Origin of the sequence: Phenylobacterium sp., assembly GCF_031412415.1 — a bacterium.
GTDB lineage: Bacteria > Pseudomonadota > Alphaproteobacteria > Caulobacterales > Caulobacteraceae > Phenylobacterium.
The window spans coordinates 1-11307 of record NZ_JANOCX010000098.1 but is presented as its reverse complement, the minus strand read 5'-3'; the positions used below and the strand labels follow the sequence as shown (position 1 = coordinate 11307).

Sequence of the window (11307 nt, the reverse complement as noted above, 5' to 3'; positions counted from 1 at the left end):
CTCCCCGACGCGCGCGCCGTGGCGGCCTGCGATGTACGCGGCGGGGGACCGGGCACGCGGGAGACCGACGCGCTGAGCCCGGAGACCCTGGTCGAGGCCATCGACGCCATCGTGCTGTCGGGCGGCTCGGTCTACGGCCTGGCGGCCGCCGACGGTGTCGCCGCCTGGCTGGGCGCGCGCGGCCGTGGCTATGGCCTGGTGAACCGGCCCGGCGTGCCGGTGTCGCCGGTCATCCCCTCGGCGATCCTCTATGACCTGGCCAATGGCGGCGACAAGGCCTGGGGCGAGGATCCGCCCTATCGGCGCCTGGGCCGCGAGGCGGCGGTGAGCGCGGGCCTGGACTTCGAGCTGGGCACGGCCGGGGCGGGCCATGGCGCCATGGCGGGGGCGTTGAAGGGCGGGACCGGTTCGGCCTCCATCATCGCCGCCGACGGGATCGCGGTCGGCGCCCTGGCGGCGGTCAATCCCTTCGGCTCGGTGGTCGCCCCCGGCGGACGGACCTTCTGGGCCGCGCCCTATGAGGCAGGCGCGGAGTTCGGCGGCCTGGGCGCGGGCGGCCTGCGCGCCGACCCCGACGACTGGGGTCTGGCCAAGGCCGATCCCGCCGCGCGCATGAACACCACGATCGCCTGCGTCGCCACCGATGTCGCCCTGACCCCGGCCCAGGCGAAGCGTGTGGCGATCATGGCCCAGGACGGCTTGGCCCGCGCCATCCGGCCCATCCACGCCCCCTTCGACGGCGACGTGGTGTTCGCCCTCTCCACGGCCCGCAGGCCGATGCCCCAGGACGCCGATTTCATCCTCGCCCGCATCGGCGCGCTTGCCGCCGACGTGCTGGCGCGCGCGGTGGCCAGGGCCGTCCACGCCGCCACCCCGTGGCCCGGAACCGACGTCAGGTGCTGGCGCGATCTGCCGGCTTAGCCGCCCGTGAAATTTCCCACCGCCCCCGGGTTGCGCTTCGCCGCCGCCCGGACTAGGTTCCGCGCCCTCGCCGCAAGGCAAGTGCGCGCCCGTAGCTCAGCTGGATAGAGCATCAGACTACGAATCTGAGGGTCGGACGTTCGAATCGTTCCGGGCGCGCCAATTTCTTCCGAAATCCAGTCACTGACGCCGCCCGGCCGCCGTCACGCCGGCTGACGATCTCCCGTCGTCACGCAACGCGCACCTCGCGTCAGGACGTCCTCGGCCTGGCTGGCGACGTTGCGGACCAACTCGGCGACGGTGGGGATGTCGTGGATCAGGCCTTGGCTTTGGCCGACGGTCCAGATGCCGTCGTCGGTGTCGCCCTTGCCCATCACATTGGTGCGGCCGCGGATGCCGGCCACCAGGTGGCGGACGTCGTCGATGGTCTTGGTCGGATCCTGCTGGATGGCCACCACCTCTTCGGAGACCGCGTTGCGCGCGACCCGGCTGGTGTTGCGCAGAGTGCGGTTGGTCAGAAGCGTGTCACGCTCGGTGTTCTCGACGATCTTGCGCTTCACGTTCTCATGAATGGCGCATTCCTGGGTGGCCATGAAGCGGGTGCCCATGTTGACCCCGTCGGCGCCCAGCGCCAATGCCGCGGCCAGGCCTCGTCCGTCAGCCATGCCGCCCGAGGCGATGACCGGCACGTTGACCGCGTCCACCGTGGCCGGCAGCAGCACGACCAGGCCCACGTCGTCCTCGCCCGGGTGGCCGGCGCACTCGAAGCCGTCGATGGAGATCACGTCGATGCCGTGGCGTACCGCGGTGATCGCGTGGCGGACCGAGGTGCACTTGTGGATGACCTTGACGCCATGTTCCTTGAACCGAGGCAGGTGGTCGGTGGGATTGCGACCCGCCGTCTCCACGATCTTGATGCCCGACTCGATGATCGCCTCGCGATACTCGTCATAGGGAATAGGATTGAGCGACGGCAGCAGGGTCAGGTTGATGCCGAAGGGTTTGTCCGTCAGGTCCTTGCACCGCTGGATCTCCTTCCAGAGGTCCTCGGCGGTGGGCGAATGGTGGGCGACGATGAAGCCCAGGGCGCCGGCATTGGCCACCGCGGCCACCAGCGGGGCGTAGCCCACCCCGGTCATGCCGCCCATGACGATGGGGGTCTCGACGCCGAACATCTCGGTAATACGGGTGCTGATCATGAAACTCGTCTCCCTATGACTTGTCATTGAAAGCCGAGGCTTCCTGATTATGACGGGAGTATCGGGATCGCTCGCCCGGGCCGCAAGGATTAGCTTGGGGTCCCGCCGTCAGCCGGACCGCCGCATGCTGATAATCGAGACCGGCGGCTTCAGCCACTGGCCGCGCTGATCGGCGAACTTGGTCGCCCCATTGGTCGGCAGCGACAGGATCTTCGAGACGACGGCCATGCCCGACACCACCTGGCCAAAGGCGGCGTAGCCCAGGTTATCGCCGGGTTCCGCGGGATTTGCGTCGAGGTACGGCTGGTCGCCCACGCAGATGAAGATGTTGCTGGTCGCCGTGCCCGTCGCGAAGCGGCCCAGGGACAATGTGCCATTCAGGTGCCGCAGGCCGGTCTTGGTGGTGCTTTCGTGCCGGATTGGGGGAAAGGGCCGGACATTGGCGGGCGGGGCGCCCACGATGGTGCCCTCCGTCGGCATGCCGGGGGTTCGCGAGGCGCGGAAGAAGGAGCCCTCGTCATAGGCCTTGGCGTCGACATAGCGGAGGAAGTTGGCGCAGGTGATCGGCGCCTTCCGAGCCTCAAGCTCCACGACGATCGAGCCTCGGCTGGTCTTGATGACCACGCGGGGCTTGCCGCCGGCCGCCGAGGCCACGCGCGGGGCGGCCAGGACCAGGCCGGCGCCGGCGACGAAACTACGGCGTTTGAGGTTCGTCACGTCCATCTGCATTCCGCTCCGTCGAGGTTGCTGAGTCTTCGCGACCTAACAGGTCCGCGCGCTTCCGACTCGAGAAGGCAACCTACAGGCCCATAGCTGGTCCCGCACACGGCGGACGACCCAAGAAATCCCCCATTTGGGGAAAGACACGCGGTTCCGCGTTAACCATGTTGCCGCAAAGTCGCCACGATGATTAGTGGGCCGCAACTGCTGTGGTCTGATTGCGCGACCTAGCGATTCAGTAACATGAGCCCCGTGATGAAAATGAAATCCGTTCTGGCCGCCGCGGTCCTGGTCTCCGGCGCCGCCTTCGCCCAAACCGCCTCCGCCGCCGTCGAACTGATCACCAACGGTGGCTTCGAAGCCGGCGCCTTCGATCCAGGCGCCTTCACCACCGTGTTCGCCGGGAGCACTGACATCACCGGTTGGACCGTCGGTCCGCAAAGCGTCGACTACATCGGGTCCTACTGGCAAGCGTCGGAAGGCTCGCGCAGCGTCGACCTGTCTGGCAACCAGCCGGGCTCCATCTCCCAGACCATCACCACGGTCTCGGGCGTCAAGTACAAGGTCAGCTTCGATCTGGCCGGCAACCCCGATGCGGGCCCGGTGTTGAAGGCCATGGCCGTGACCTCGGTCGGTGTCCAGAACTTCAACTTCGACACCACCGGCGCCAGCCACGGTGACATGAATTGGACGCCCAGCAGCTTCACCTTCGTGGCGACCGCCGCCTCGACGACCCTGGTCTTCGCCTCGCTGACCGGCGACGCCTACGGTCCCGCCCTGGACAACGTCTCGGCCTCGGCCGTGCCGGAGCCCGCCACCTGGGCGATGATGATCATCGGCTTCGGCGCCGTCGGCGCCATGGCGCGCAGCCGCCGCCGTATGGCGCTCGCCGCCTAAGCCTCCGAACCAGAACCTTCGAGGGCCCGGTTCCGCCAACGCGGAGCCGGGCCTTTTCGTTTTCGGACCTGGCGGCCTAGAATCCCCGCGCGTCCAGCCAGTCGGTGACGGCGGCGCTCGCCTGCGGCAGCAGGTCGGGGCGCTCCATGTAGTAGTGGTCGGCGTCCTGGATATCGACATAGGTCTTGTCGGCTGACGCGAGCGCCGCGAACAGCCGCCGCGCATGGCTGGGCGTGCAGGCCAGGTCGGCGGTGTTGTTGATGGTGAGCGTCGGACAAGTGACCCCGGCCGCGTTGATCACGCCGTTGGCGCGGCTCTCGTCATAGCTCCACTGGGAGAGCCATGAGCGCAGGGTGGTGAAGCGGCCAAGACCCACCGGCCCGTCATTGGCGATGCGCGGCTCGCCCAGGTAGCAGGTGTGGGGCCGGCGGTCGGATGGGTCCTGCGCCGGATCTGTCCAGCGCACGTCGCACATCGTGCCGTAGACCACGAAGGGCCGCTCCATGTCGGGTTCGCCGCCGGCCCTGAGCTCGGCCAGGGTCGCCTTGGCGCGGGCCGTGATGCGCCGGTTGCGGGCGACCTGCGCCTCGCGGAAGCGGGTCACGAAGGCATCGGAATAGGGCGGCTGATTGGGGCAGTCAGGGCTGTAGATGTTCAGTTCGAGGTCGCGCTCGAAGGGCTTGTCCTCGTCCAGGATCGAGGGGTCGATCCACTCGGTCATGGTCACCGAGCGGCTGATGTGGGCGGCCAGCAGAAGAACAGCGTCGGCGGGCTGAAGCCCGGCGCCGACCAGGTCGACCGGATCGCCGGCCGGCGTGGCGGTGATCGTCGGCCGCATCGCCTGATCCTGGTAGAACAGCGACAGCGAGCCGCCGCCCGACCAGCCGCCCAGGACCACCTTCTCGTAGCCGAAGCGGATCTTCAGGTCGGCGATGCAGGCGCCCAGGTCCAGGACGCACTTCTCCAGGATCAGGGCGGTGTCGTTCCCCCGGTAGCGGGTGTTGCAATAGATGACGTGGCGGCCGGCGCGGGCGAGCGCGCTGACCAGCGGCAGGAACGAGCCGCCGCCGATGGGATGGCTGAACAGGATGACGGTCTTGGAGTCTCCGGTCTCAGGCCGGATGCGCATGCACTCGACGAAGACCTGGCCGTCAGGGCCGCCATAGGTCTCCTTCAGCCTGCTCTTCTCGGCATAGGCATAGCCGTATGGCTCGCGTACGATCTTCATGCATGTCCCCTCCCGCAGGTGAGATCACCATGGCGCAGCATCCGACCGGCATCCACCACCTGGCCTTCATGGCCGGGGACATCAAGAAGCACATCGCCTTCTTCTCGGAGGTGATGGGCTGCCCGCTGGTGGCGCTGTTCGACATGCACGGGGTGCCGGGCGGCCTGCACGCCTTCCTGCGGATGAACGACCACTCCTACTTCTCGATCGTGCAGCTTCCCGACGTCGACAAGATCCCCATCGAGCTGGGCAAGACCCACGCCGGCAACGGCGCCCTGCCCAGCGCGCCGGGCACGCTGCAGCATCTGGCCTTCGGCGTGGACACCGACGCTGACCTGATCGCCATGCGCGACCGCATCCGTAGCCATGGGGTCAATGTCATCGGCCCCATCGACCACGGCATGTGCCGCTCGATCTATTTCGCGGGGCCCGACCAGATGACCCTGGAGGTCGCCACCTCGCACGAGGCCATCGACCCCGCCGCCTGGATCGACCCCAGCGTGCTCGCCAAGGCCGGGATCAATGCGGAAGAGGCCGAGCGGTTCAAGGCGCCGGCCGCCTATGCGGGGGCGAGCCCCGTCGCCCAGCCCGCCTACGCCGAGGACAAGCCGCACATGGCCTATCCGAAGGAGACCTATCTGCGGATGCTGACCGTGCCGGACGAGGTGATCACCGCTTCGGCCTCCTACGTCGACCCGCCGGTGAAGGTCCCGGCCTAGTTCGGCATGCGCAAGGTTGCGAGCGTCGCCAAGACCGGCAAGGCCTCGGCCGTGCAGGCGAGCGGACAATGCGTCTGCGGCGCCGTGCGGTTCGAGATCGACGTGCCCGCGCGCTGGGCGTGGCATGACCACTCGCAGACCAGCCGGCACGCACAGGGCTGCGCCTACGCCACCTATGTCGGCAGTTGGCGCAGCCGCTTTCGGATCCTCGAAGGCGGCGACAGCCTAACCCGGTTCGAAGACGCCGAGGCCCGGACGGCCAGGAGCTTCTGCGCCCGGTGCGGGACCCCGGTCCTCTACGAGCGGGCGTGGGCGCCCACCATGGTCAATATCCCGCGCGCCTTGTTCGCCGAACGCACCGGCCGCGAGCCGCGCTATCATATGTCCATCGACGAGCAGGCCGACTGGACCTATGCGGGCGAGCCCCTGGCGCCGTTGAAGGGTTATCCGGGCGTGATGTGGGAACGGCCAAGGCGCAAGGCGCGCCGCCAGCCGGACGGCATGTTCTGATCAAGGCACAATCTGCCCTGAACCCCGTGGCTCGCCCCTCGTCTTTGCAAAGTCTCTCCGCGCCCCCTCATGCTAGGCCAGAGGCGTCGCAACGGAGCCTTCGTCCATGCCTCGCGCCAGCTTGAAGACCGCCCCCGCCACCAACCGCGCGGTCGAGCATCTGAACCGGCTGGACGAGCGGCTGCGCTGGCTGTCGACTTGGACGATCCACAACGCCAATCATCTGCGCGAAAGCCGCGACGGGCTGAAGGTGGGCGGGCACCAGGCCTCCTGCGCCTCGATGACCACGATCCTGGCGACGCTCTATTTCCACGCCCTGCGACCGCAGGATCGGGTGGCGGTGAAGCCGCACGCCAGCCCGGTTTTCCACGCCATCCAATACCTGTTGGGCCGCCAGTCCCGCGACCAACTCGAGCGGTTCCGGTCCTATGGCGGGGCGCAGTCCTATCCCTCGCGGACCAAGGACCATGACGACGTCGACTTCTCGACCGGCTCCGTGGGCCTTGGGGTGGCGGTCACCGCCTTCGCCTCCCTCACCCAGGACTATCTGAAGGCCCACGGCTGGCTGGACCCGGCGCGGGAGGGTCGGATGGTGGCCACCATGGGCGACGCCGAGCTGGACGAGGGCAACATCTATGAGTGCCTGATCGAGGCCTACAAGCACGACATCCGCAACACCTGGTGGATCGTCGACTACAACCGCCAGAGCCTGGACGCGACCACCGCCGACCGGATGTTCGACCGGTTCGACGACATCTTCGCCACCTTCGGCTGGCGGGTGCTGAACCTGAAGCACGGCAAGGCCCAGCTCGCCGCCTTCGCGCGGCCGGGGGGCGAGCACCTGCGCACCTGGATCGACGGCTGTCCCAACGCCGACTATGCGGCCCTGACCTATCAGGGCGACTGGCGCGAGCGGCTGACGCGCGACATCGGCGACCGGCCGGGCGTGAAAGCCCTGCTCGACAGCTACGACGAGCCGGGGCTCGCGGCCCTGATGACCGGCCTGGGCGGTCACTGCGTCGAGACCTTGCTGGAGGCCTATGCCGAGGCGGCCGCCGATGACACGCCGACCCTGTTCATCGCCTACACCATCAAGGGCTTCGGCCTGCCCCTGGCCGGCCATAAGGACAACCACGCCGGCCTGATGACGGCCAATCAGGTGGAGGCCCTGCGCCAGGTTCTCGGCGTCCCGACAGGACAGGAGTGGGAGCCCTACGCCGGCGTGCCGGCCGACGAGGCCGACGCCCTGCGCGGTTTCGTGGAGGCCTCGCCCTTCGCACAGCCCGCCGACCGCCGTCCGGTCGCGGCGGCCATCCCCATCCCGCCGCGCGCCGACTTTCCCGCGCCCGACGGCAAGGAGCAGTCGACCCAGGCCGCCTTCGGTCGGATCCTGCTGGATCTGTCGAAGATGGAGCATCCCATCGCCGAGCGCCTGGTGACCACCTCGCCCGACGTCACGGTCTCCACCAACCTGGGCGGCTTCGTGAACCATCGCGGCCTCTTCCGCCGCCGCGAGACCCGCGACGTGTTCCGCGACGCGAAGATCCCCTCGACCCAGAAGTGGATCGGCGGGACGGCAGGTCAGCATGTCGAGCTGGGCATCGCCGAGAACAACCTGTTCCTCAACCTGGCGGCCTTGGGCTTGTCGGCGCCGATCTGGGGCGAGCGGCTGCTGCCCATCGGCACGGTCTATGACCCGTTCATCGCCCGCGGCCTCGATGCGCTGAACTACGCCTGCTACCAGGACGCCCGGTTCATGCTGGTGGCGACCCCGTCCGGCCTGACGCTGGGTCCCGAGGGCGGGGCGCACCAGTCGATCCACTCGCCGGTTATCGGCATCGGACAGCCCAAGCTGACCTATTTCGAGCCGGCCTTCGTCGATGAACTGGCGGAGGTCATGCGCTGGTCCTTCGAGCACATGCAGGCCGATGATGGCGGCTCGGTCTATCTGCGGCTGACCACCCGGTCCTTTCCGCAGGTCGAACGCGCCGACGACGCCTGGCGCGACGAAGCTCTCAAGGGCGCCTATTGGCTGCGGAAGCCGAACGCGAACGCCGAGGCGGCCATCGCCTTTTGCGGCGCCGTCGCCCCCGAAGTTCTAGAGGCCGCCGACCTGCTCGCCGAGGATTTTGGCGGCATCGGCGTGCTGAACGTGGTCTCGCCGGGCCTGCTGCACCGCGACTGGATGGCCTCCCAGCGCGCGCGCTGGAGCGGCGCGGGTGTCCAGCGCAGCCATGCCGCCACGCTGCTCTCCGAGCTCGCGCCGGGCGCGGGGCTGGTCACGGTGATCGACGGCTCGCCGGGCGCGCTCTCCTGGCTGGGCGGCGTGCTGGGGCAGCGGGTGAGTCCCTTGGGCCTGGATGAGTTCGGCCAGGTGGGCGACCTCACCGACCTCTATCGCCGTTACCGGCTGGACGCCCAGGCCATCGTCGAGGCCTGCGCGGGCTTGTTCCTGCGCGACGCATGACACCGCGGACGCTCATCGTCGTGATGGGGGTGGCCGGCAGCGGCAAGTCCACGGTCGGGCGGGCGATGGCCGATCGGCTGGGTCTGCCCTTCGTCGAGGCCGACGATTTCCACTCCGCCGCCAACCGCGAGAAGATGGCGGCCGGCCGGCCGCTGGACGACACCGACCGCAAGCCCTGGGTCGCTAGTCTGTGCGCAACGCTCGCTGAATCCGAGGCTCCGGTGACGGTCTTGGCCTGTTCGGCCCTGACGCCTGCCGTGCGGCGCTGGCTCGCGGCGGGATTTCCAGGCGTGGTTCGCTACATCCTGCTGTCGGGGTCCGCCGAGCTGATCGGGGCGAGGCTGGCGGCCCGGCGGGGCCATCTCGTGGGCCAGGCCCTGCTGGAGAGTCAGTTCGCGGCGTTGACGCCGCCGGCCGACGCCCTGGTGACGGACGTCGCTCGCCCGGTGGAAGCCGTGGTCGCCGAGCTCTGCGCCGAGCTCGCGGAGTTCGCGCCACATTAGAAATTAGTCATGTTGCGCAACCTTGGCGTAACTCGTGAGCAGTACTATCTGAAGCTCTGCCCAAGGATTTCGACGCGGGGAGGCGTCGATTCGATCTCGGGCGCCGTACCTACGACGTCCCGGAGACCTCCCCGTGTTCCGCAAACTCGCTCTTGTCAGCCTGCTGTCCCTCGCCGCCTGCAGTCAGCCGGCCCGCGATGTCCCCATGACCCAGGTCGCCGTCGCCGCGCCGACGGCCGCCCAGGTGGTCCAGGACGTGCGCGCCATCGTCGAACCCTGCGAACTGGCTTCCGACCGCGCCAGCGGCGACATCGGTCTGCTGGTGGCCGCGGCCTCGCCGCGAGACGGCGCCCGGGCCGCGATGGCCGGCGCGAAGAGCGCCTGCCTGACCGCCTTCGGCGCGCTGCAAAAGGCCCAGGCCCCGGGCGAGGTCCGCGACGCCTGCCTGAGCGCGATCTATACCCGCGAAACCCTTGCCGACACCGCCATCGAGCTGCTGGACGGCAAGGCCGGCCCGCTCGCCGTGACCACCCTCCGCTACAAGGCCGACGATCAGGGCGCGGCCGGCCGCGCCTGCGGCGCGGCCCTGGCCCGCCTCGATGGCCGCGAGTTCGCCATGGCGGCTAACCCGTCGCGGCAGTAGCCGACGCCTGCAGGGTCGTCCCGGCGGGCAGGTTCTCCAGGAAACCCAGGTCGTGACCTGGCACGATGAGATCGCCAGCCTCGCCCATGGCCTTCAGCCGCCGCAGGGTGTCGAGATAGACCACCTTGTCATCGGCGTAGGGCTGCACGCCTTCGTCCACCAGGGTCGCGCAGAAATAGCAGGCGTCGCCGGCCAGGACGTCCCAGCCTGAACGTCGCCGGACGCGCAGCGACTGGTGCCCGCAGGTGTGCCCCGGGGTGGCGAACACTTCCGCGGAGCCGTCGCCGAACAGATCGAAACTGTCGCCGGTGCAGATGCGCCGATGTCCGAGGTCGAGGGTCCGCCGGGCGTAGTCCTTGGGCGCCTCCTCCAGGGCGGCTTCCAGCTCCGCGGCGTGGATCACCAGGTCGGCGTTCGCAATCAACGCCGCGCCCGCCACATGGTCGAAATGGCTGTGCGACAGCACCAGCCTGTCGACGCGATCGGGGTCCACATCCATCGCCTGAAGCCGTGACGCCACGTCTTCGCCGGGCGGTAGACTGAGCTGGAAGGCGTCGGAGAACAGCTTGCCGTCCATCTCGGGCAGGAGACCCGCGTCGAACAGGGCCATGCGGCCGTCGGGATGGACCAGCAGGAAGGCCATCACCGGCATGGTCCGAGGCCCGGTCGGTCCCTCTTCCATGAGTTCGACCGGCGCCGTCAGGCGTCCGCACTCCAGCGGATACACCTTCATTCCGCCGCCGCCTTCATCCCGGCCGGCATGCGCGAGCGGTGGTAGGGCCGGTCACCCAGGACGGTGGCGCGATTCATGATCCGGCGGTGCGGCAAGTAGTCGTTGACCGCGTAGTGCTGGGTCACCCGGTTGTCCCAGAAGGCCACGGCGTTGTCGCTCCAGCGCCAGCGGACCAGGAACTCCGGCTTCTGGATATGCTCGAACAGCATGCCCAGGATCGCGTCGCTCTCCTTGCGGCGCAGGCCCTTGATCCGGTCAGTGAAGCCGAAGTTGACGAACAGTCCGTCGTCCCCGGTCTCGGGATGGGTGCGGATCACCGGGTGCAGAACCGGCGGGTGCTCGGCCAGCGCCTTGGCATGCTTGTCCTCGCCCGCGCCCTTGGCGACGATGCCCCGCTGAGGGAAGCCGCGGGCGAAGTCATGCACCGCGTCCAGACTGGAGAGGAACTCGCGGAACGCCGGCGAGAGGGCCTCATAGGCCGCCTTCATGTTCGACCAGATGGTGTCGCCCCCCGAGGCCGGCAGATGCCTGGCGTAGAGGATCGAGGCCATGGGCGGGGTCTCGATGAAGGTGACGTCGGTGTGCCAGCTGTCGTTGTCGGTCGGGTTGTCCTTGTGGTTGTCCAGGATGAACAACTCCGGCGCCTCGGGCACGCCGGGATAGAGCGGATGGGTGTGCAGGGCGCCGAACCGGGCGGCGAAATCCCGGTGTTGGACCGGGCTCATGTGCTGGTCCTCGAAGAAGATCACCTGATGCTTCAGCAGGGC

Annotated in this window: 12 protein-coding genes and 1 tRNA gene; 8 read left to right on the top strand and 5 right to left on the bottom strand. The window is 68.7% G+C overall.

Translation table 11 applies throughout. From position 1 onward, the window contains the following. On the top strand, positions 1-921 hold a 921-nt coding region (locus tag RMO04_RS05210; RefSeq protein WP_309643732.1), incomplete at its 5' end, for a P1 family peptidase. An 85-nt stretch (positions 922-1006) separates the two neighbouring features. Next, positions 1007-1083: transfer RNA gene (locus tag RMO04_RS05205), tRNA-Arg, on the top strand. Between the two features lie 41 nt (positions 1084-1124). Here RMO04_RS05205 and RMO04_RS05200 read toward each other — a convergent pair. Together RMO04_RS05200 and RMO04_RS05195 are read right to left on the bottom strand one after the other, a co-directional pair. Next, positions 1125-2120: a nitronate monooxygenase family protein gene (locus RMO04_RS05200; protein WP_309643731.1), complete on the bottom strand. Its 996-nt coding sequence runs from the start codon at positions 2118-2120 to the stop codon at positions 1125-1127. Positions 2121-2228: 108 nt separating this feature from the next. Then, positions 2229-2843: a peptidylprolyl isomerase gene (locus RMO04_RS05195; RefSeq protein WP_309643730.1), complete on the bottom strand. Its 615-nt coding sequence runs from the start codon at positions 2841-2843 to the stop codon at positions 2229-2231. A 252-nt stretch (positions 2844-3095) separates the two neighbouring features. Between RMO04_RS05195 and RMO04_RS05190 the strand changes: the two genes are divergently transcribed. After that, positions 3096-3737: a choice-of-anchor C family PEP-CTERM protein gene (locus tag RMO04_RS05190; protein WP_309643729.1), complete on the top strand. Its 642-nt coding sequence runs from the start codon at positions 3096-3098 to the stop codon at positions 3735-3737. A 76-nt stretch (positions 3738-3813) separates the two neighbouring features. Here RMO04_RS05190 and RMO04_RS05185 read toward each other — a convergent pair whose 3' ends face one another. Then, a complete protein-coding gene (locus RMO04_RS05185; protein WP_309643728.1) occupies positions 3814-4965 on the bottom strand; it encodes an alpha/beta hydrolase in 1152 nt (383 codons plus the stop codon). A 2-nt stretch (positions 4966-4967) separates the two neighbouring features. On the opposite strand from RMO04_RS05185, the gene RMO04_RS05180 reads away from it, so the two are divergent. From RMO04_RS05180 to RMO04_RS05160, 5 genes are all read left to right on the top strand, one after another. Continuing rightward, positions 4968-5684: a VOC family protein gene (locus RMO04_RS05180; protein ID WP_309643727.1), complete on the top strand. Its 717-nt coding sequence runs from the start codon at positions 4968-4970 to the stop codon at positions 5682-5684. Positions 5685-5690: 6 nt separating this feature from the next. Beyond that, a complete protein-coding gene (locus tag RMO04_RS05175; RefSeq protein WP_309643726.1) occupies positions 5691-6194 on the top strand; it encodes a GFA family protein in 504 nt (167 codons plus the stop codon). Positions 6195-6300: 106 nt separating this feature from the next. Then, positions 6301-8661: a transketolase gene (locus tag RMO04_RS05170; RefSeq protein ID WP_309643725.1), complete on the top strand. Its 2361-nt coding sequence runs from the start codon at positions 6301-6303 to the stop codon at positions 8659-8661. After that, positions 8658-9164 (top strand): gluconokinase, GntK/IdnK-type, encoded by a 507-nt coding sequence (locus RMO04_RS05165; protein ID WP_309643724.1) that lies wholly within the window; start codon positions 8658-8660, stop codon positions 9162-9164. The genes RMO04_RS05170 and RMO04_RS05165 overlap by 4 nt, the downstream gene beginning before the upstream one ends. 133 nt (positions 9165-9297) lie before the next feature. Further along, entirely contained in the window at positions 9298-9807 is a 510-nt protein-coding gene (locus RMO04_RS05160; RefSeq protein WP_309643723.1) for a hypothetical protein, read from the top strand. Here RMO04_RS05160 and RMO04_RS05155 read toward each other — a convergent pair. Both RMO04_RS05155 and tauD read right to left on the bottom strand, forming a co-directional pair. Next, entirely contained in the window at positions 9788-10540 is a 753-nt protein-coding gene (locus RMO04_RS05155) for an N-acyl homoserine lactonase family protein (RefSeq protein ID WP_309643722.1), read from the bottom strand. The genes RMO04_RS05160 and RMO04_RS05155 overlap by 20 nt on opposite strands. Further along, a partial coding sequence (gene tauD, locus RMO04_RS05150) for a taurine dioxygenase (RefSeq protein ID WP_309643721.1) occupies positions 10537-11307 on the bottom strand: 771 nt, incomplete at its 5' end. The genes tauD and RMO04_RS05155, both read right to left, overlap by 4 nt.